This is a genomic window from Vibrio harveyi NBRC 15634 = ATCC 14126 = KCTC 12724 (assembly GCF_001591145.1).
GTDB lineage: Bacteria > Pseudomonadota > Gammaproteobacteria > Enterobacterales > Vibrionaceae > Vibrio > Vibrio harveyi.
The window spans coordinates 1-19,657 of record NZ_BCUF01000065.1 but is presented as its reverse complement, the minus strand read 5'-3'; the positions used below and the strand labels follow the sequence as shown (position 1 = coordinate 19,657).

At 40.8% G+C, this 19,657-nt stretch carries 23 protein-coding genes and 1 pseudogene; 16 read left to right on the top strand and 8 right to left on the bottom strand.

Going from position 1 to position 19,657, the window contains the following annotated elements:
• Positions 1–81 precede the first annotated feature (81 nt).
• From VHA02S_RS22505 to VHA02S_RS22450, 14 genes and pseudogenes are all read left to right on the top strand, one after another.
• Positions 82–1,071: a hypothetical protein gene (locus tag VHA02S_RS22505; RefSeq protein WP_038897624.1), complete on the top strand. Its 990-nt coding sequence runs from the start codon at positions 82–84 to the stop codon at positions 1,069–1,071.
• A gap of 395 nt (positions 1,072–1,466) precedes the next feature.
• Positions 1,467–1,631 (top strand): hypothetical protein, encoded by a 165-nt coding sequence (locus tag VHA02S_RS26065; protein WP_162211031.1) that lies wholly within the window; start codon positions 1,467–1,469, stop codon positions 1,629–1,631.
• 8 nt (positions 1,632–1,639) lie between these two features.
• On the top strand, positions 1,640–1,870 hold the full coding sequence (locus VHA02S_RS26430) for a type II toxin-antitoxin system YafO family toxin (protein WP_227740405.1): 231 nt from the start codon (positions 1,640–1,642) through the stop codon (positions 1,868–1,870).
• Between the two features lie 8 nt (positions 1,871–1,878).
• A complete protein-coding gene (locus VHA02S_RS22500) occupies positions 1,879–2,151 on the top strand; it encodes a hypothetical protein (protein ID WP_038897623.1) in 273 nt (90 codons plus the stop codon).
• 271 nt (positions 2,152–2,422) lie between these two features.
• A complete protein-coding gene (locus tag VHA02S_RS22495; protein ID WP_038897622.1) occupies positions 2,423–2,857 on the top strand; it encodes a T6SS effector amidase Tae4 family protein in 435 nt (144 codons plus the stop codon).
• The gene (locus VHA02S_RS22490) at positions 2,854–3,270 is read left to right on the top strand and encodes a hypothetical protein (RefSeq protein ID WP_227740403.1); all 417 of its coding nucleotides are present in this window, start codon (positions 2,854–2,856) and stop codon (positions 3,268–3,270) included. Before VHA02S_RS22495 ends, VHA02S_RS22490 begins: the two co-directional genes overlap by 4 nt.
• A 318-nt stretch (positions 3,271–3,588) precedes the next feature.
• Positions 3,589–3,771, top strand: a complete 183-nt coding sequence (locus VHA02S_RS26425; RefSeq protein ID WP_173400005.1) for a hypothetical protein — start codon at positions 3,589–3,591, stop codon at positions 3,769–3,771.
• A 208-nt stretch (positions 3,772–3,979) separates the two neighbouring features.
• Positions 3,980–4,411: a GNAT family N-acetyltransferase gene (locus tag VHA02S_RS22480; protein WP_038897620.1), complete on the top strand. Its 432-nt coding sequence runs from the start codon at positions 3,980–3,982 to the stop codon at positions 4,409–4,411.
• A 166-nt stretch (positions 4,412–4,577) separates the two neighbouring features.
• Positions 4,578–4,812, top strand: a pseudogene (locus VHA02S_RS26570) (hypothetical protein); the annotation flags it as partial.
• An 845-nt stretch (positions 4,813–5,657) separates the two neighbouring features.
• Entirely contained in the window at positions 5,658–5,909 is a 252-nt protein-coding gene (locus VHA02S_RS22470; RefSeq protein ID WP_038897619.1) for a DUF2442 domain-containing protein, read from the top strand.
• 663 nt (positions 5,910–6,572) lie between these two features.
• Complete coding sequence (locus VHA02S_RS22465; protein ID WP_123947168.1) at positions 6,573–6,818, top strand: hypothetical protein; 246 nt, start codon at positions 6,573–6,575, stop codon at positions 6,816–6,818.
• 132 nt (positions 6,819–6,950) lie between these two features.
• The gene (locus VHA02S_RS22460; RefSeq protein WP_005445642.1) at positions 6,951–7,406 is read left to right on the top strand and encodes a hypothetical protein; all 456 of its coding nucleotides are present in this window, start codon (positions 6,951–6,953) and stop codon (positions 7,404–7,406) included.
• 60 nt (positions 7,407–7,466) lie between these two features.
• Positions 7,467–7,913, top strand: a complete 447-nt coding sequence (locus VHA02S_RS22455) for a hypothetical protein (protein WP_038897618.1) — start codon at positions 7,467–7,469, stop codon at positions 7,911–7,913.
• Between the two features lie 136 nt (positions 7,914–8,049).
• Positions 8,050–8,451: a DUF6793 family protein gene (locus VHA02S_RS22450; protein WP_005445628.1), complete on the top strand. Its 402-nt coding sequence runs from the start codon at positions 8,050–8,052 to the stop codon at positions 8,449–8,451.
• Positions 8,452–8,744: 293 nt separating this feature from the next.
• On the opposite strand, the gene VHA02S_RS22445 is transcribed toward VHA02S_RS22450, so the two are convergent.
• The 7 genes from VHA02S_RS22445 to VHA02S_RS22415 all read right to left on the bottom strand — a co-directional run bounded on the left by VHA02S_RS22445 (position 8,745) and on the right by VHA02S_RS22415 (position 14,576).
• Positions 8,745–9,848 (bottom strand): phosphoribosylaminoimidazolesuccinocarboxamide synthase, encoded by a 1,104-nt coding sequence (locus VHA02S_RS22445; RefSeq protein WP_005445626.1) that lies wholly within the window; start codon positions 9,846–9,848, stop codon positions 8,745–8,747.
• Between the two features lie 203 nt (positions 9,849–10,051).
• On the bottom strand, positions 10,052–10,444 hold the full coding sequence (locus VHA02S_RS22440) for a SulA-like leucine-rich domain-containing protein (RefSeq protein WP_038897617.1): 393 nt from the start codon (positions 10,442–10,444) through the stop codon (positions 10,052–10,054).
• 361 nt (positions 10,445–10,805) lie between these two features.
• The gene (locus VHA02S_RS22435; RefSeq protein WP_005445621.1) at positions 10,806–10,991 is read right to left on the bottom strand and encodes a hypothetical protein; all 186 of its coding nucleotides are present in this window, start codon (positions 10,989–10,991) and stop codon (positions 10,806–10,808) included.
• A gap of 181 nt (positions 10,992–11,172) precedes the next feature.
• Positions 11,173–12,150, bottom strand: coding sequence for a J domain-containing protein (locus VHA02S_RS22430; protein ID WP_038897616.1), 978 nt, complete (start codon positions 12,148–12,150; stop codon positions 11,173–11,175).
• A gap of 76 nt (positions 12,151–12,226) precedes the next feature.
• A complete protein-coding gene (locus VHA02S_RS22425) occupies positions 12,227–12,895 on the bottom strand; it encodes a YiaD family glycine zipper/OmpA-like lipoprotein (protein ID WP_005445618.1) in 669 nt (222 codons plus the stop codon).
• Positions 12,896–13,051: 156 nt separating this feature from the next.
• A complete protein-coding gene (locus tag VHA02S_RS22420) occupies positions 13,052–13,747 on the bottom strand; it encodes a DUF2786 domain-containing protein (protein WP_005445617.1) in 696 nt (231 codons plus the stop codon).
• A 145-nt stretch (positions 13,748–13,892) separates the two neighbouring features.
• Complete coding sequence (locus VHA02S_RS22415) at positions 13,893–14,576, bottom strand: DUF3334 family protein (protein WP_009697342.1); 684 nt, start codon at positions 14,574–14,576, stop codon at positions 13,893–13,895.
• A 259-nt stretch (positions 14,577–14,835) separates the two neighbouring features.
• On the opposite strand from VHA02S_RS22415, the gene ydiJ reads away from it, so the two are divergent.
• The gene (gene ydiJ / locus VHA02S_RS22410) at positions 14,836–17,871 is read left to right on the top strand and encodes a D-2-hydroxyglutarate dehydrogenase YdiJ (RefSeq protein ID WP_038897615.1); all 3,036 of its coding nucleotides are present in this window, start codon (positions 14,836–14,838) and stop codon (positions 17,869–17,871) included.
• A gap of 92 nt (positions 17,872–17,963) precedes the next feature.
• Positions 17,964–18,425, top strand: coding sequence for a methyltransferase family protein (locus VHA02S_RS22405; RefSeq protein WP_005445612.1), 462 nt, complete (start codon positions 17,964–17,966; stop codon positions 18,423–18,425).
• An 82-nt stretch (positions 18,426–18,507) separates the two neighbouring features.
• Here the strand turns inward: VHA02S_RS22405 and VHA02S_RS22400 are convergent, their stop codons facing one another.
• The gene (locus VHA02S_RS22400) at positions 18,508–19,233 is read right to left on the bottom strand and encodes a DUF3581 domain-containing protein (RefSeq protein WP_005445610.1); all 726 of its coding nucleotides are present in this window, start codon (positions 19,231–19,233) and stop codon (positions 18,508–18,510) included.
• Positions 19,234–19,657: the final 424 nt, after the last annotated feature.

Here is a 19,657-nt window from a genome sequence, read left to right as displayed (position 1 = left end):
GGTGATATGCGGCGGCTTAAGTATTGCGTTGCTCACACCTTAACAGGGCGTTAGTTGCCTAGTTGAAGTTCGGAGATAATAATGAATAAACTGAAATCGTGGAATAGTTACACAACTCCTAATTTCGGAGTGGTTGCCGCCCTGATGGGGTCAAGTCACCATTTTACTTTTGACAATTATGAAGTTGAAATTCAGCTCCCATACGAAACAGGTGAAAGTCAATGTCGCGCTGTATCATGGAGGATGATCGATTCAGTCAAAGTGGCAACAGAGTATATTGTTAATGAGGTTCAAGTCAGTGTGATTTTGAAAGACCAAAACGTAGACTTACCAGAAAAATCATTAAGTTCTAACAATATAGATCATTCTCACTTTTCAACGGAACAGCAATCACAGTTAGCATCCTTGCTGCAATCGTACTCTGAAGTGTCGAAAGGTGCGTTTCTTTACTGGCTTAATATGATGCGTTGGACTTGTAATGATTCGACAATTGGCAAATCGCAGCCTTTTTCAAATGAATCAGGGTGGTCAACATATTTAGTCTCCGGAGATATGAATAAACGAATTTATTCATCTAATCCAGTTATACAGGTTACGTTAAAAGCACCGGTTAGTGTTGCTCAGTGGTATAAGGTTCAGCAAAAAGTTACAAATGAAATGGCTTTTCCTATGTATATCAAATTTATGTTTGATGCGCAGGAGTCCATGAGACTTAATTATGTCGAGCGAGCAATTGTTGAATTAGCCCTAGCGTGTGAAAATTACTTGCGCTACTCCGTATTTTCTCTGTTACCAGATAGTTTGAGACAAGATTTTGTTGAGTACATTGAAGAAGCTAATATAAATCAATACTTGAATCGTTTCTTTAAAAACTCATTTGACAATGCCTACTTGAAAAGCGTTAAGTTTAAAGACCTAAAAAGTGATATATCTTCTTTGCTTAGTAAACGTAATAAATATATGCACATGGGAAAAATGGACGGAGCCACAACAGAAAACTTTATTCGTTATTTGAAATCCACCCAACATTTATTTACTTTGAAAATAGAGAATGTAGCACAAGGCAACTAACAAAGCATTTAAGAGTGATTCCCAACGCTTGGCATTTTTTATTCCATCGTTGGGTTTGGTGTTTACGGTGGTATGGTTAAGTTTTGTGGTAGCGTTGCTCACACCTTAATGCGGCGTTAGCTATCTATCAGGAGTTGTGATTATTTATGAATATTAACAAATAGGTAAATAAGTTTGGACTGAATATTTTCGAACTCTCGAGAAAGGAGAACAATAAATGAAAATAAAAATCGACCTATTGTATTATTAAAATCAAAAGCTCAATGTGTAACTTATTAAGGAGAGCCGTTGAATTACAAGGTGAGGATTGTTTCTACTGCGACCAACTCAGAGGGAAAATATTATCACGAATTGATATGGCAAAAACTATACTCATTGTGGAAGAGGAATAGTGAATGAGTGATAAAGTTAGAATATTTGCTTATAAGCCGTTTAAAGATTCGCTCTCCCCTGATGTTTATGAGGCTTTAAAAAACAAGTTTCGTGAGTACAAGGGAAAGGTGTGCAAGCACATGATTTTGGGAGAGATACGACGTTTGATTTTCCCTGAAATCTTCTAGTATCCGGGTTGCGACATATAAATATAAAAGATAAAACGTCCAAGCGTTGGAACTTGAAGAAGTTTGCGTTTGATAAAACTGCCAATAAGGCTATTGTCTATTCTAGTAACTATTTTGATGACAATTGTTATTTACTTATTGGTTTGCTAGACAATGCTCATCACGCCTACAGAAATAACCTATTATATTTATTGGAAATGTCTGATATTGCTGATAGCTTTCGCAATAAAAATTTATAGGAACAAATATGAAAACCACTTTAAACTGGAAAAAAGGCACACCGCCAACTCCCGGCATTTACTTTGTAGCACTGCAGTTGGGGCAATCTATAGGTCGATATGACTTCATGCTATGGAGTGGAGAGGTGTGGGAGACAGATCAGCAGGTTGAAATTATAGCCTATATAGATGCCGATGATATCAAAACGGCGTTATCCCTAGAGTGGCCAGAGAAGTCTGATAGAGAATTGCCTCAAACCAATAAAAGAGATCTCCCTAATGATATTTGGGTAGAAGATTAAAACTAAAGGCTAACAAAGCATTTAAGAGTGATTGCCAACGCGTGGCATTTTTACTCCATCGTTGGGCTTTATGTTTACGGTGGTATGATTAGGTTTCGTGGTTGCGTTGCTCACACCTTAACAGGGCGTTAGAACTACAAAGGCGCATGCAACGACTTGAAATTAATAGACTTATAAATATTGATATGAGTCGACAAAAAGACGTACTCATATTTAACAACATATTTGCATATGTGAGCATCCCTTAAGTTCACACCAATAAAGGTTAAATATGAAAAAGCCAAGTTTCAGCAAGCTCAAAGTAAACTATAAAACTCTTCCTACGCAAATCCATTCATGCTCAATGGCATTTCCCAATACTTGCGCAATTAGGATGAGCGAAGCTTTAGTTAAAACAGATGGTGACTTCCTTACAGCCTTTAAGAATTCGTCAAAGAATAAATGCCCGCATGGTTATTTAAGGGGGGCACAAGATCTAGCTGCAGTGCTAGGTTCTCCAAAAGTCTTAGGAACACGTACACTCGGTTGGACAAGCCAAGCAAATGGGCAACCGCCAAGCAATGCTATCGGTAAGAAAGGTATTGTATGTTATATGAATATTCCTGACTTTTCAGGGCAAGGGCATATAGATTTATGGGATGGGACTAAAGCTGTAGGCGATGCCTATTGGGAAGCGGAAACTATATGGATGTGGACATTAACATGAGTAAGTTCTCTATCTTTATAAGTATTTTGATCTCGTTTTCCGTTAGCGCAGAGCAATTCTCGATTTTTGAAAGAGAAATTAAGTTAAATGAAGATTGTACCGTAGACGTTATTAACGCTGGGAATCTCTCATATTCTCAAGAACTGAGTGATATCGGGGAAAAAAAATGTTCGTTTATTAAGTTTGGAGAAACTAATTTAATTCATCTAGAGCGATTCAATGATAAATATGTGGTTTTGGTTGAATCTCAATCTTTCGACAACAAAGAGTGCACTTCTCGTTATGGAGCGTTAATTTTCCGCCGTGATAAACCAGTAGAGTTGATCAACTGGTTTAAGGAAAGTGGTAGTTGCGGGGCTGATAGAGAAAGAAGGGTTTTTGAATACTTTGTATCAAAGTCCGTGCAAAAGTAATTCTAACAATCTGTTCAAGAGTGATTCAGCACGCGTGGCATTTTTACCATGCGTTGGTGTTAGTGATTAAGGTGGTATGCGGTCGCTTAGGTATTTTGCGTTTATTTTTAATTGTTGGATTAGTTGGATGCGCTACAGCTCCAACAGTACCATCTGATGTCAAGCTAGCGTCTCATAAACGATTATATAATCAAAAATTATATAAACCTTCTGAACTTAGAACTGTTCCAGTGACGATAACACGGGACACTGGTGTTTTAGGGTCTTTGGGCTACTACATTCTTGAAAATAGATGGAGAATACGTGGTGTGGCTTAACGTGATGGAAGAAATTACCATTTACTTAGCTCCAGGAGGATACGTATTCGAAGTAGAAAATGGAGTATGTCCTGATATCAAACAGTGCAAAAAATCATTAGACGTAACCATAAAAAATGGATTTAGCAATAACTTTAGGATTGCCGCTGACGACGGTTTTGAGATCATTCGCTCCAACACATAAACATAACAAACTGTTTAGGGGGGGCATCACGCGTAGCATTTTTATCATCCCTTGATTTTAGTGACTAAGGTGATGTGCGACAGCTTTTGTTCTGTGTTGCTCACTCTTAGCAGGGAATTATGCGATTGGTGGACAACTCATACCTATTGAGGTTAACATTCCTCCTCGCGGCTGCACATGAATTTCAGTCAACTTTAGAGAAAATACGATGATTGTAGAAAATGTGCTTCCTGAAAATTATGCAGAAATGCTTAATGTTTGGGAAAATTCAGTCCGAGCAACTCATGACTTCATAACAGAAGAAGATATTGAGTTTTTTAAACCAATTATCATTGAGCAGGCTTTTCCTGCTGTCGCGTTGAGATGTGTGAAAAATGATAGCGGCTCAATTTTAGGTTTCGTGGGTATCTACGACTCAAAGGTTGAAATGCTATTTATCTTGAACGAGGCAAGAGGGCAAGGTGTTGGTAAGGTGCTACTGCAATATGCAATAGAGCAGTTAGGTGCAACCAAAGTCGATGTAAATGAACAAAACCCGCAAGCCGTAGGTTTTTACGAGTATATGGGTTTTAAAGTAGTTTCTCGCTCACCGCTTGATGATATGGGAAAACCTTTTCCAATTCTGCATATGGCACTTTAGAGCTCGGTTTGTCGTAACCAGTTTGCTAGAAGAAACGCCCAAAGCTAATAACTTTGGGCGTTTCCGTATGTGGTGAAAAATCACATAACAATAAATTTAAGAGTGATTCGTAACGCTTGGCGTTTTTACTCCAAACCAGTTCAGTGTGCTATTTGCTTGGGCGTAGCATGACAATACCGCAGAATATTGGTTAAAATATCAACTACTATAAGAACACCATAAATTTATAAAGCCTTATGCGTTTGGGGCGTTGTGTGGCGAAGCGGGAACTGTAATGACTTATGCTGAGAAAGTACTATCATTGTATTGTATTCTTCGCCAGACATTAAATATTATGGGAAAGCCTGTGGTGGTAAAAAGCCGCAGATAATACACGGCATATGCAGAGTTCGCACAGTTGATAGCCTCACACTTTCCGATATCAGAAATTATTGCAGAATAGTAATTAGTGCCCGTGGCGTTAACTTATTAAGTCAAGAATCTAATTTCGGGATTAGTGTTTAGTTATGTTTCTAAATTAATACAAAAATGTAACTTACAACATTATAACTGAGCCATTGATCTCAAGGTGTCAATTATATAATGGTGAGGCTTCTTTATTAGGGTGATATGATTTATATTTTTACTTGAAGCATATAGGCAAGATGAAACCTGTCTAATGTATCAGGAGGTAAAATGGATTGTTTGCCGAAACTTATGGCTAGGAAGTTTGAGTGGGTTGAGAATGTGTCAATGCTCAGGGTATGGATGATACTTATCTCTATATTACTAGTTTGTCCTTTCCTTGCTGTAGTGCTCATTAAAATCGACATAAGTTTGTTATTGTTTGTATGTGGCATATATTTTTTGCTTTTATTTGGTTTACTTTACGCTAAATACTATTCGTCAGAAATTATGTTATTAAAAGCATCCAAAAGCAGAAGTGGACTTATTCAAAATATGTTTTTACTTATGATTTTTCCTAGTTTAGTCGTTAATTAAAAATGGCTGGGTAAGTATTTATATATATATTTATTGGGTGTGCGTATTCAATATGTTTTTTATTATGTTGACTATAATGGCATGTTCTCATCCAATTTTATTGGAGATAATACGCTGAAGTGTAAAACTACTAATTAATTCGCAATTTACGCCTTATCACCAAGCCTAATGGAACGTACTTTAAAACTTGTTTTTATCGTTTTTCATATAAACAGTAACCCTCCCTAAATGGACAATTATCCTGAACAGATTTTAGAAGGAAAAAGTGGAAAACATTTCAATAGTCAAGGTAAAACATCTTTTTGGATACATATTAAAGATACAATTCAGTGACGGACACATATCTATTGTTGACTTCTCATCATTTATTTTTAGTGGAAAACGCCCGGATTATGAGCAGTACAGGGATACTTGTTTCTTTGTTGACTTTGACATTGTTGATGGGAATCTGAACTGGCATGATTATAATATGATTTTTCCTATTGAAGACCTTTATAAAAATAATATCATTAATTAATGATTCTTCCTTGTTTTAAAAATTTTTAGTTTGCGAAAACTTAATTATAGACGGAAATGTTCATGGAAAAAAAGTCTTACTATCATCAAGTCAAATAGAGAAAAGTCACATAACATATGTTAGGGAATTAAAATGTAGCTTTGTTGATTGGGAAACTAGAATAATATTAGAATCTACGCTTAATGAGCTTGAAAGGCTAAGGAGTATAAGTGAGTTTTCCGATGATGAAAATGTTCGCGCTAATGCTGCTAATGATTATATAAAGGTTCAACTACTCAGAAAGTCACTTGAGAGTGAGGCGAAGGTTGTATTTGGGGAACAAATACTTAATTTTAACCAAGAAGACTTATGATACTCGCTTTGCTGATAGGATTCCTTAGATGTATTGAAAGTGAAAACCTTATTCAATGTTGCTCCATTGGAGGGAGAAGTGAAACGCAAGTCACGAAATTTACTCGCATATGTTGAGTTACAAAATGGAGATATCTTGATAGATCTGATAACACTAACTCGCAATGGTCAGTCTTACTACTTTCAAGGAAAGTGATGGCAGCGAAACCAATGTTGTCTCGGTGAGGACGAGTGCACTGCAGATGATGGAAGTACGATACATATTTCGCTTCTAAATAGGCGACAGCGCCCTATATGGGTTGAGAGTAAAGAGTGTTACGTTTCGCCAGCTGCACAAAAACGTTATCAGCTATGGATTTCAAAGCAGCGATAAAACAGGCTTGGAGCTCTATGTTTGATGATAAAGAACTGAGGTACATAAAGATTTACTTAATTGAGAAGTATGAGCGTGATTTAGCTTTGTTAGCTAAATTAGATGAAGACAGTGATGATTATATCGAACTTGCAAACGATCTCATGCTACTGGAATGTTTAATCTTTAAATTTACTAAAGTATAAGTAAGGTTATTTCCACCCAATACGGGCACTAGGATCTACAAACTAAAAACGGAAAGAGTGACCAAATTCTCTTTTGGATTTGGAAGATTTTAGAAAAATTATTACTTCTTAGTGAAAATGATAAAGGGAAACATGAAAACATTATTAAGACAAAACAAGTTGTCCAATATTAAGCTACTTCATAGTTTTATAAACAGAGTCTTTTTCTTTAGTATTTTAGCTTACTACTTAGTGATCATTTCAGAAGAACCATTGCTTACTCAACTCAGCTTTATAGCCTTTGGTTGTGGTTTCTCACTACTTATCGATTATTCAGCATCAAAACCACGACAGTCTGTCGAGGTCTCGTTTGATGGCACTAAGTTGAGGTTTCTCAATATGTGTATCATGACATCTGATGTAAAAGAAATTCTGTATGGACAAACCAAGAGGTTTGAACACACGGTTCGTTTTCGCTACAAAAATCAGACTTACCAAGATTTTGAACTTGCTTCGAAAGACTTGATCGAGGATTTGCGATTTTATTACTTTCTCGTGGATAACCAGTTACCAGTCAAAATGTTAGATTGTAACGAGCGCTTGATTTAATGCTTCTGTAAGAACGAGGAAAAAATGAATCAATTTTGTTGTTTATATTGCGTGGGGATAATGAAAACACTCGTTATCAACGTGACGCTACTCATTTTAGTTGGATGCGTGTCAAAAGTGGATAAACTGAGCTACTTGGAAACATGGAATGACAAGTGGCAAGAGTGTGACAAGGTAGGCAAGGAAACGACTATTGTATTTCCTCAGTCTGATTGGTTCAAAAGTTTGACGCTAGATAACAAAAGAAAAGTATTCTTATACATACATTTTCTTAAGGATTACGAGTGCACTCAAGAAGAAGCCAAAAAACTTAAAAGTGTTTTGAGCGAATATGACATTACAACGCTCAATGAGGTTCTGAAAGGATTTATCTACTTCGACATGCCAAGCAATGTTGATGTTAAACATTTAGATGAACAGCAGCTTATCTTTCTCTCTAATCAAATTTTGGGGCCTTTCAATGCTATAACAACAGCAGAAGTGATGGGATTAATAAAACACGAATGAACCTAAGCTGTGAGAATTATATTGTGTCAACATCTGATGATGATCGGTATGGCGATGGACTACGAAAAAGTGAGTTATTTCGTTTTAACCATGCTTTCTAATTCAAGAAGCTTGAAGGTGCATCGCAGTAAAAGCCATGATTACTGGCGTAATTAGAGATAGTTATACCGAAGCAATTGAACTCATGTTAATTATTGGTTTTATTCCTCACAACTTTTCCTGTTTAGGGGAGCAACGTGTGTCAAAGGAGGGCTTTGTGGAGTGGATGTTAGGCATATTAGCTTTTGCTGTATTTTGGGGACAAAACGAGTTCTCTTCAATTAAGTATCGACAAAAGATAATTGAGCGCAAGATAGATCTCTTATTGGAACAATCAGGTTTAGAGGTCGATCAACGGTTTGGTGTCTCAATCGAGGTGTGTGATGCGGTTAAATCCGGGGCTAAATTAAAAGCTATTCGTCTTTATAGAAAAGAGATGGGGGCTTCGCTGAGAGATGCTAAAAGGGTTATAGAAACATTGGAAAAAGAGATTGCTTGAGCCTGTCGATATAGAACTCAAGAGTATTTAACTCAATCATATTTACTTTGAATTTGGGTATAAACACACTATTTAACTTGGTATAGTAGTCTTTGTTGTGGTTACGTTGTCACTCGACTCTCAAGGTTGTATTCTGAAGGCCTGTCCTGTCTTCACATTGGTTCGAAGCTGAACAATGCGTTACTTACGAAACATTTATTAAGTTAGCTAAATGCAAACGAATAAAAACAAAAACCCGCAATGTGCGGGTTTTTTAATCGAGACTATACTGCCAGTAAACGGCAATGGGTAGCTTAGTCAATTAAGCCATAGTCTTTACTTAAAATCTCTATGATTTCAGCTTTAGGGTTTTGGCTTAACGTAATTGGCTTTCCGGTAATTTTTTCTGCAATACCAATGTAAGTGCGAGAGATATCCATTAAAGATTCGACTGGCAATTCGTTGTTGCGAGCCAATGCTTCACGTTCTGACATACGCTCTTTATTAAGTAAAATATCTGGGTCAGGGAAGTGGTTTAGCAGGAATTGACGGAAACCTTCTTTCGAGTTTTCGACGATTTGACCTTTTTGATACGCTTTGGTATCCCAAATTCGCGATGAATCAGGTGTGCCAACTTCATCCATATAAATTAGTTTTTCATTACCTGCGGCATCGTGTACGTAACCGAACTCGAACTTAGTATCAACAAAGGTTTGGTCGATGGCTTCCAGTGCATGACTGATCACGTTAAAGCCTTCTTTGAGTAGCTTCTCGTACTGCGCTATGTCCTCTGCATGAGAGAAGTTGAAAGCTGCAAAGTTGTCCACGATATTTTCGCGAGTGATGTTCACGTCATCAGCTTCAGGGACGTCAGGAATGCCTTTCAAGATACCTTTGGTTGAAGGTGTCATTAGTAGCTCTGGCAACATTTTATCTTTTTCAAGACCTTCTGGAAGCTGAATACCACAGAAGTTGCGTTCACCATTTGCATAAGCACGCCACATAGAGCCCGTAATATACTTACGACAGATGGCTTCAATCTTAACTGGTTTGGCTTTTTGTACAATCCAGACAAACGGGTGGGGGATATCTAAAATATGGCTATCTGCAAGACCGTTTTCTTTAAACAGTTTAAACCAGTGATTTGAAATTGCGTTCAGCGCTGCTCCTTTACCCGGAACGCCTTTTAGTCCTCCTTCTCCGTGCCAGATACAATCGAATGCTGAGATGCGATCGCTGATTACCATAATGGCCAAGGGCGCATCTGGGGCGACGTCGTATCCTTTTTCTTTGATCAGTCGTGCGCTGTCTTTTTCTGTTAACCAGTAAACAGAGCGAACTTTTCCGCTGTGGACGGGCTTGTGAGTGCGAATTGGCAGGTCGTCATTGACGGCAAGTACTTGATTAGCAAGGCTCATTGCGACATTCCTATCATCTTAATCAAACGTCAGAAAGAGAACTTACTCAGTGCACAGTGCGCACTGAATAAACCGAATGAGGGCATCATACCAGAACTATTTTAACTCGCCAGAGAAAAAGCAAACGTTTGCTTCATTTTGTTTTGGTATAAAAAAGCCCCCTTAAAAGGAGGCGAGATGCAGGATGGATAACGTCGATATTATTAGTGGTATTGGCTTGGACGGCCTTCGACGAAAAAAATTTCGCACTGATAACGCTGAGCGATGTCACGAAGCATAGATTGATTGATAAGAGCAATCTCATTCGAAGCAACAACTGCGCTAGCATTGCCAGATTGGATGGCTTTAATAACGATTTCCACTTCAGAAAGTTGCTGAGATGGCTTCATCTGAATGATGTTTTGACAGCGAATATTAGAAGCAGCAAGTTGCTCAAAATCAGGACGCGGGCACTGAGCAGTAAACAAAATCCACTGCTGTTGCTGAGATAATACTGCCAACTGAGAAAGAAGTTGGTCAGAGACATCCATCGGTTGTGTTGCTTGCGCCAATACGTTGTAGCGAGAGTATGTATGAGTTTGACTTTGTAACTGCATCTTACTGTTCCTTTATACATGCTGCATGTGTATACAGTAGTTTGTTTTCGAAGTCTGATCAACCCATTTTTATCGATGACTTAGAATAAATGTCGCATTTTTATGGCTTGAAAATTTGTTAACTTGTTGAATTATAGAGATAAAGTTATTATCGAGTGTAGATTGGCAGTGTGAAAAAATGTGAACTCATCGACATTGCGCTTCCTGTCTATACAGTGTTTTTCTACTGTATAGACTGGGGGTGCACAGTAGGATTTGACTCGGAGACGAGAAGGCAGGATGGAAAGTGGTAAGCTGATACGATCAAAAAAGCGCCTTAAACAAGGCGCCTTTGAAAATCAGTTCCATTGATTTGTTGTGGTTAGCTTGCTCGCTGAACCATACGTTCACGCATTTGCAATTCACCTTGGTTAAAGAGGCGCACATCAATTTTGGCGATGTCGTAGCAAGATTTGCAAGAACGATGGTATTTACCATCTAGGTAATCATGACGAGTAACAAAGCTAGGTTTTTTGCACCAGTCACAGGTGCCTTCTTCAGTGAACATTGATTTTCTCCCCACCTACATGAATTTTGAGTCGCTAGGTGTTATTTTTCGCCAAGTATTATGGCATACAAAAGATAGCCAGGTTAAATGTCTGTTAATTTGTTTGAGAGGGAGATCGATTGCGAGCCTTTATTTTAGAGGCAGAAAAGCTCGCATGCTAAAGGGGTTTGACTTGGTTTTACTATTTTGTAACATTCTGTGAAATGGTTTTAAACGCCTGATTTAAACGCTTCATTTCTTCTTCACTTCCTCTGGAATCAGGATGATAGAGCTTTGATAGTTGTCTGTAGCGCAATTTCACTGCTTTACTGTCTGGGATACTCTGTGGGGTATAACCGAACATGGCGCATGCTACAGCCAATCTGTGTCCTTCCGATTGACCTTTGATCTTCCTAAACTCTTTGAATACCTTTTCAAGTTGACGTTTAAGCTGCTTATTTGCAAATTCAAGTTCTTTAGTTTGAGTTTCTAACTGCAGCGTTCTGGATACTTGGTGGGCGGTATTTACATTGATATTCTGACGATGTCGGCGAGTTGCGAATGCGCCTCCAGCAATTACTAAAGCAGCACCTAGGGCGCCAAAGAAGTACCAAAGTGTGGACTCTTGTGCTTGTTGCGTGGACTTCGCTTGTTTTTGGTCTTGTTCTTCTTCGTCGGTGGCTTTTTTGTCTAACTCGACGATTTCCGATACTTGTTTAGCTCGTAATTGGTTAAACCGCGCTTCCAAAAATTGATTGTACGCTTGCTCTGCTTGCGGGTTTTTTAAAGCCGAAAGTTGATACCAGGCTTCAACCAAATCTGCGTTTGATACTTCTTGCTGATGATGTTCTACAAAATCAGCCAACAAGAACCCGCGATCGTTTGGATCATCCAGTGCCACTGATGTAAACCAATACACTGCTAAGGTGTAATCTACGTCTCCGGTTAAACCTCTAGCGTAGTCTTCGGCTAACTGCTTTTGCGCTGGAATATACCCTTGATGTGCCGATTGTTCTAACCAATAGCGTGCGTCATTAGGTGAAGTTGGATTAGGGGATAGAGCCAGTTGCTGCGCTAGTTCGAATTGCGCCTCAGGCTGAGTTGGGTTTTGGGAGGCGAATGCTGCGCCCGTCAGACTGGTCATCAATACCAGAGAAAGGGCAAAAGTTTTGAAACACATGAGGTATGTCAGGTCTAGCGCTTATCGCTAGACCTGCTCCGGTAATTTTAGTTATTACCGATATGGTGCAACCAAATTACTTCAGTGGCAAGATCTGGATTTCAACACGACGGTTGCAAGCACGGCCTTCAGAAGTTTGGTTTGAGCAAATTGGATTACGCTCACCGTAGCCACGTGCGATTGCGCGACCTGCTGCGACGTTTTGTGATACTAGGTATTGACGTACCGATTCAGCACGACGCTCAGATAGCGTTTGGTTGTATGAATCGCTACCAGTACTGTCGGTGTAACCATCGATCACAAGGCTAGTGTCTGGGTATTCAACCAGAATGCGCGCCACGCCACGTAGTGTGTTATGGATGCTTGCGTCTAATTGGTAAGAGCTTGAAGAGAAGCCAATGCCGTTTTCCATGCGAAGAAGCAGTTTGTTTTCACCTACGCGTTCAACTTGCACACCTGAATTCAGTAGTGCACGACGCAATTCTGCTTCTTGTTGGTCAAAGTAGTAACCAATGCCAGCACCAGTTGCGCCACCAGCTGCAGCGCCAATTAATGCATGTTGACGACGTTCTTTTGCATTGTCGCCCGTCGCAAGACCGATTGCTGCGCCAGCAATCGCACCGATAAGCGCACCTTGTGTGGTGGAATTTGTTTCGTATTCACCTGTGGTTGCGTTTTGGCGTTGGGTTGCTTGACAGCCTGTAAGAGCCAGCACTAGCGCAAGTGCAATAGACATCTTTTTCAAAGGAAAATCTCCGTATAAGCCGAGGCGCAATGGCGCCTCATAATGGGATGTGAATTATGGAATAGAAGGTATTGATATTTGTTATGTTAACGTCAGATTGATAGGACGTTCGTCAGCTTTTTCTGATAGTTGGCGATTGAATAACCAGTGATAGGCTCACTTCGATGGGTTATCCAACATTTTTCTCGCTTGCTCTCCGCCCACTCCGCGGTTAACGGAGACCTTACGACCCTTCTTTAGGCCAACTTCATAATCTGCTGTGAGGTTTTTCATCGCTTCTTTGAGTTGTTTCTTGAACGTCTCTCGGTCGATGTTTTTAAATTCTTTATCAATGTAGTTATTGATCTTATTTGCGGACTCTTCATCAGGGGAGATCACTGGTAGTTTCTCAAGTGCTCCTTCAACCCAACCTGAAACAAAAGAGTTCACGCGACGAGTGACTTCCATTGATGAGGTGCCTGAACCGGCAAAGCTGTTACGAAACTGACCAGTACTTTCGTTCATTTCACGATAGATAATATCGAATGCAAATGCAGCAAAAATCGCACGGTCTGCTTCACCGATAAACTCAACTCGTTTTAATCCTTTATGGTTTAGAAGTACTGCCTCGACACCAAATTTAGTGTTAATACCGCGGATCACACGCAGCAATGTTGAACTGATGTTGGCTGGCAGCAGGTGTGACGATTGCGTCTTACCCATCTTGATAAACTCAATGTCATCTTTATCCAACCCGTATTTAAGCATCAAACGATGCGCCATTTTGATGGCGTTTGCAGCCTCATTGACGTTGGCGGAATTACCCAGTTCTAAACATTTGGCGATTTTCTTCAGAGCTTTTTGTTTATCCATCGATGAACAGTACCAAGAGCAGAAAATTTAAGAAGTCGGACATATTACCTTTTTCGCACTAAAAACGCCAGAAAGGCGAGCTGTGAGCAAAAAGAAAGCCCCTTATTAAAAGGGGCTTAATACGGTGTTAATAGCGATTGAAACGTTATAAACCTAACTGGTCTAACAGATCATCTGCGTCATTTTTAGAACCACTTGATTGTGACGCTTGCTTATCTTCCATACTTTTGCGAGTCGCTTCTAAAATGTCGTCTGGACTCTCGTCTTCCGCCACCTCAAACTCTTCAAGTTGAATAAACTCGGTTTTGTCCATCGCAAGTTCTAAGTAGAAAATGTTGTTATTTGCCGTAGAGAAGGTCACGCGACGCGCTTGAGGTCGGTCGAGGTTGGTATCTACTTGCAAAATTACCTGTTTATTCAGAGCCAACATTTTGGGTTGATTTTGAGTAATGTTGGTTTGTAGCTCTTTGCGGATCTTGTTGGTGAAGTCGCCAACCAACTGATTCATCAGCTCACCAAGAACATCACCTACTTCGTCAGAGGTGTGCGAGATCGCTAACTCCTCTTCTGGCATGCCCATGTTGCGCATGTAGTTGGTGTAGACCTCCAGTGCCGCTTTAGCAGTAAAGTTAATGACCACCAATCCAGTAAACCCACCGTCAAACAGTACAAAGCAACCAAAATCCGGCTTGAGGCTGGTTTTGTTGATCTTTTGCACCATTGCAGAGTAGTTAACTTGAGAGGAAGTCGCCGAAGTAAGAACGCCAGAAACCGACTGGCAAAGTTTTAGAAGGATATCTTCAGTGGTTACAACTTTATTTTTTTTCATCCTGAAAGCTCATATTAAAGGGCTATTTCCCTTTCAATGTAAGGCATCAAGCCTCAAAAAATAAAGCATAAGTTTAATTCTTGTTTGGAGATTCTGATTTGAACGCCTTTTTAAATGTTGTAAAGTGACGTAATTCAAAGAATATTACCTCATTCATGTCTCTGTCTTCTGCTGTTGACGGTGTAGTTCCGAGGCGTGGGTGCTTAAAAATTACATAACCCGCAGCTGATTGGATCAGCGCAGTAGGGGCAGGAAGCAAATGTTACCAAGATTATACTCGCAAACGGATGTCGATCCTCTTGTTCTGAGTTTTCTCAAAGAACTTGAGCAATCCGGGTTCACTGGCGATATTGAAAGCCAGTATTCTAGCCGCCTTGCGGTAGCCACCGATAACAGTGTCTACCAGCAACTTCCTCAGGCTGTTGTTCACCCCAAAAACACTCAAGATGTCTCCCTTATTGGTCGGTTGAGCAATAAGGAAGCTTATGAACGTATAACGTTTTCACCACGTGGAGGCGGAACAGGTACCAATGGACAGTCGTTAACCAAAGGCATTGTGGTCGACTTATCGCGTCACATGAATAAGGTGTTAGAGGTTAACGAAGAGCAAGGTTGGGTACGTGTTCAAACGGGAGTGGTCAAAGACCAACTCAACGATGCCGTGCGCCCCTATGGTTACTTCTTTTCACCAGACCTATCGACCAGTAACCGAGCAACGATTGGTGGGATGATCAATACCGATGCATCTGGTCAAGGTTCTCTCAAATACGGTAAAACGTCAGATCATGTTTTGTCACTGCAAGCGGTGTTTGCTGACGGTTCCATCTTAGAATCGGATCTGTCTCATGGTATGCCCATTGAAGGTGAATTTGCCTACAACGCGATGCGCATTACCGAAGCGGTGTGTCGTGATAATCGTCAGCAAATTAATGATAAGTTTCCACCGTTAAATCGATTTCTAACCGGTTATGACTTAAAGAACGCGTTTGATGAGCAGGAAGATCGTTTTGATATTACTCGCGTATTGTGTGGGGCTGAGGGTTCGTTGGCATTCATTACCGAGGCAAAACTTAACTTAACTCGCATCCCTAAAGCTCGAACGTTAGTTAACGTAAAATACAACAGTTTTGACTCTGCATTACGTAACGCTCCATTCATGGTTGAGGCAAATGCTCTATCAGTCGAAACCGTCGACTCTAAGGTGCTTAACCTTGCCAAACAAGACATTGTCTGGCACACCGTCAGCGACCTGATCACCGACGTTCCCAACAAAGTGATGCTTGGCATCAATATGGTGGAATACGCAGGTCAAGATGAAGAGGAAGTTGCCGCGCAAGTGGCCTCCCTGACGAGCAGACTTGATAGCATGCTAGAGACCGAAGAAGCAGGCATTATTGGATATCAAGTATGTAATGATGTTGCGAGCATCGGGCGTATATACAACATGCGTAAAAAGGCTGTGGGGCTGTTGGGGGCCGCGAAAGGGCGTGCTAAGCCGGTAGCGTTCGTGGAAGACACTTGTGTGCCGCCAGAGAACCTAGCGGACTTTATTGTTGAGTTCCGTGAACTGCTGGATGCGAAGTCACTCAACTACGGTATGTTTGGTCATGTAGACGCTGGCGTACTTCACGTCCGTCCTGCATTGGATTTATGCGATCCTCATCAAGAAGCCTTAATGCATGAAATCTCAGACGAGGTTGTTAAGCTGGTGGCCAAATACGGTGGCTTGATGTGGGGTGAGCACGGAAAAGGTTTTCGTTCTGAATATGGACCTGAGTTCTTCGGTGAGGAACTGTTTACCGAGCTACGACGTGTGAAAGCGGCGTTCGACCCGCACAATAAAATGAACCCTGGCAAAATCTGTACACCGTTAAACAGTGATGCAGAACTTGTGAAAGTCACGGATACGAAACGTGGCTACTTCGACCGTCAGATTGACGTTCAGGTGCGTGATAGCTTCAAGCAGGCAATGGAGTGTAACGGGAACGGCTTATGTTTTAACTACGACACGAGCTCGCCGATGTGCCCTTCGATGAAAGTGACAGCAGATCGTCGCCATTCACCAAAAGGGCGAGCAGGTTTGGTGCGTGAATGGTTACGTCAGTTGACAGAGCAAGGCATTGATATTCTCGACTTAGAGAAGCAGACGCTAGAAAATAAAACGCCTATCAAAACCATGATCGACCGTGTACGTCATTCAATCAATCGTCGTCATGAGTATGATTTCTCTCACGAAGTATACGAGGCAATGAATGGTTGTCTTGCATGTAAAGCGTGTGCGAGTCAGTGTCCTATCAAGGTTGATGTGCCTAGCTTCCGCTCTCGTTTCCTAAACATCTATCACTCGCGCTACCAACGTCCGGCAAAAGATTACTTGGTGTCGAACATTGAGTCGATGCTGCCCTTAATGGCAAAAGCACCAACGCTTGTGAATGGAGTGCTTAAGCAGTCTTGGGTGCAAAGTTTAACGGCATCTACTGTGGGTTATGTCGATGCACCGTTGCTGTCTGTGCCTACTTTGAAGGATCGTGTAGACACGTTAACGACGGCTTATGATCTTCAAGTGCTGAGTGGTTTATCAAGTGAGGACAAACAACAGCATGTACTGATTGTACAAGACCCATTTACCAGCTACTACGATGCTGAGGTGGTGGAAGACTTTATCAAGCTGGTTAAGAAGTTGGGTATGAACCCTGTTCTTTTGCCATTTAAGCCAAATGGCAAAGCACAGCACATTAAAGGTTTCTTACGCCAGTTCAAGCGCACCGCTCAAGATACCGCTAAGTTCTTGGAGATGGTTGCGGATTTAGACATTCCAATGGTGGGTGTTGATCCCGCGCTAGTGCTTTGTTATCGCGATGAGTATGCTGAGGTATTGGGCAGTAAGCGTGGTCAGTTTGATGTTTTAACTGCTCATGAATGGCTTTATCCAAGACTGAGCGAGTTCGAGGCTTTAGATACCAAAGAGCAAGCACCTTGGTATTTGTTTGCGCATTGTACTGAGAAAACAAAAATGCCAAATGCTGAGAAAGAGTGGGGGGCAATCTTTGCTCACTTTGGTGCGATCTTGAATACTGTGCCTGTAGGCTGTTGTGGTATGGCTGGCACTTTTGGTCATGAAGTGGATAAGCTAACTATGTCTCGTGATATCTATGATCTAAGCTGGAAACCAAATTTAGATAAGCTTGATAATGACCGATGCTTGATTACAGGGTATTCCTGTCGAAGCCAAGTAAAGCGTTTTGAAGGCATCAAACCTAAACACCCAGTGCAAGCTTTGCTAACCTTGTTATAACGTTTACTCAAGCCCAGTTTTACTGGGCTTGTTGTCATTAGTGCTATGTAACTGAACATGAATTTGTTTTTACTTTCATAAGGATATGAAGATTGAAAAAGCTTGAGCTTAAAGTGCCGCCTGTCGCTCTATTTTTCTTGATGATACTGCTGATGTATGGGTTAAAAGAAGCGATGCCTGAAATGAAAATTACAGTGCCGTTTGTTGAGTTCGTTACGGCGGGGCTCATTATTCTTGCTGGTTTTATCGGTATTGCTGGTGTTTATGAATTTCGCAAAGCAAAGACGACCGTAAATCCGGTTAAACCAGAGACGGCTTCACTAGTGGTGGATTCCGGCGTTTTTGCCTACACGCGTAACCCAATGTATGTGGCGTTATTATTAGTTATTGTCGCTATAGGTTTGTGGTGGCAACACTTAAGCGTCATTTTATGTGGTGTATTGTTTGTGGCCTACATGAACCGTTATCAAATAAAACCAGAAGAACGTGCGTTAGAGAGGTTGTTTGGCGAGGACTATTTGGATTATAAAAACCAAGTGCGTCGCTGGATTTGACGCAAAGATACCGAGTTACAGATGAAAGAAAGCCCAGCAACACGCTGGGCTTTCTTTTTGAAATCTGTCGGCAGTGGGATGATTATGCTGCCTTAGCAAACTTTGCTAGGAAGGCATCCTTGCGCTCGTTAAAGCGTTGAACCAAATCGTCCACTGCATCTTGGTCGTATGGCTTAAGACCACTCGCAACCATGCGCTTGATGCCTTTGCCAACAACTTCACCATCTTCTTTGAAGGCAAAGTTTAGTGTTACTACGCCGCGCTTACCTTCAACATCGAACGTCGCACCAGTGAAATCTACTTCTGGATGAGTTAGGTCTAAGCGACTGAATTCTACTTCCATGCTTTCGTAGATCACTAATGGTCGTTGGCAGTTGATCATCATTTGTTTCTCTTCCATCAGAGGAACCATGATGTGAGGGAAGTTCATGCCAGAGAATTGAACGTAGTTAGTCACCACGTGTTCAATGAACTCAGGGTTGAGGTTAGTTTCGCCTTCACGAGACATGTGCAGGTATTCTTTACCTGCTTCATCGACTACGGCACTTTCTTTTTCACACTTATTCTCGATATGAAGCGCTACGCCATCGTTCACCATTCCGGAGAAATCGAAACGCATCTTTTGGCTTACCCCTTCTTTGCTTAGCAATACGGCAAAAAGTAAATCGCCCGGCACACAAAAGCGTTTGTTGTCTTCATCATGGATAGGGTTGTAATCACCAGCGACGCGTTTAGCGAAGTGACTTGCTTGCTCACGAGTGAACTGAAATTGGTGATTAGTGTTTGAAAAATAAGGTGTTAGAAACATAATTTTTACGTAGTAACCAAAACTGTCAGGGATTATATGCGAATATCTGCGTAGCAATGGTCCATCCAGTGAAAACTTCACTGTATCTTAACAATGAAACGATAACGCAGGGCAATTAAGCATCAAAAAGAGTGCTTTTGTGTCACATTATTCAGTATGGCTATAAATCAGGAATTTACCATTCGCTTCGGGCGATGAGTATATACCCAAGTGATTTCAAGATGCAGGGTTCAGAGCGTTGTCATTGATTCCCTACTTACCGAAAGCAAGCAAGGAAAACAACGCAGCGTAACAGCCAGCTATTTCCAAGTTGTTTGACTTAGCCATTGGTTTAATAGAAAAGCGAGTCAATGACACGCTTCCAAAGGGTACTCGTTACAAATAGTAAGGACCTTGGCTTGTATATTTTATTGGCGATTCTTGA

Coding starts and splice junctions, on each gene's coding strand:
- VHA02S_RS22440 (WP_038897617.1), bottom strand. CDS start 10,444: ATGCAGTTACAAAGTCAAACTCATACATACTCTCGCTACAACGTATTG.
- VHA02S_RS22415 (WP_009697342.1), bottom strand. CDS start 14,576: ATGAAAAAAAATAAAGTTGTAACCACTGAAGATATCCTTCTAAAACTT.
- VHA02S_RS22435 (WP_005445621.1), bottom strand. CDS start 10,991: ATGTTCACTGAAGAAGGCACCTGTGACTGGTGCAAAAAACCTAGCTTT.
- VHA02S_RS22430 (WP_038897616.1), bottom strand. CDS start 12,150: ATGTGTTTCAAAACTTTTGCCCTTTCTCTGGTATTGATGACCAGTCTG.
- VHA02S_RS22450 (WP_005445628.1), top strand. CDS start 8,050: ATGATTACTGGCGTAATTAGAGATAGTTATACCGAAGCAATTGAACTC.
- VHA02S_RS22460 (WP_005445642.1), top strand. CDS start 6,951: ATGAAAACATTATTAAGACAAAACAAGTTGTCCAATATTAAGCTACTT.
- VHA02S_RS22495 (WP_038897622.1), top strand. CDS start 2,423: ATGAAAAAGCCAAGTTTCAGCAAGCTCAAAGTAAACTATAAAACTCTT.
- VHA02S_RS22480 (WP_038897620.1), top strand. CDS start 3,980: ATGATTGTAGAAAATGTGCTTCCTGAAAATTATGCAGAAATGCTTAAT.
- VHA02S_RS22490 (WP_227740403.1), top strand. CDS start 2,854: ATGAGTAAGTTCTCTATCTTTATAAGTATTTTGATCTCGTTTTCCGTT.
- VHA02S_RS22400 (WP_005445610.1), bottom strand. CDS start 19,233: ATGTTTCTAACACCTTATTTTTCAAACACTAATCACCAATTTCAGTTC.
- VHA02S_RS26065 (WP_162211031.1), top strand. CDS start 1,467: ATGAGTGATAAAGTTAGAATATTTGCTTATAAGCCGTTTAAAGATTCG.
- VHA02S_RS22500 (WP_038897623.1), top strand. CDS start 1,879: ATGAAAACCACTTTAAACTGGAAAAAAGGCACACCGCCAACTCCCGGC.
- VHA02S_RS22420 (WP_005445617.1), bottom strand. CDS start 13,747: ATGGATAAACAAAAAGCTCTGAAGAAAATCGCCAAATGTTTAGAACTG.
- VHA02S_RS22445 (WP_005445626.1), bottom strand. CDS start 9,848: ATGAGCCTTGCTAATCAAGTACTTGCCGTCAATGACGACCTGCCAATT.
- VHA02S_RS22455 (WP_038897618.1), top strand. CDS start 7,467: ATGAAAACACTCGTTATCAACGTGACGCTACTCATTTTAGTTGGATGC.
- ydiJ (WP_038897615.1), top strand. CDS start 14,836: ATGTTACCAAGATTATACTCGCAAACGGATGTCGATCCTCTTGTTCTG.
- VHA02S_RS22505 (WP_038897624.1), top strand. CDS start 82: ATGAATAAACTGAAATCGTGGAATAGTTACACAACTCCTAATTTCGGA.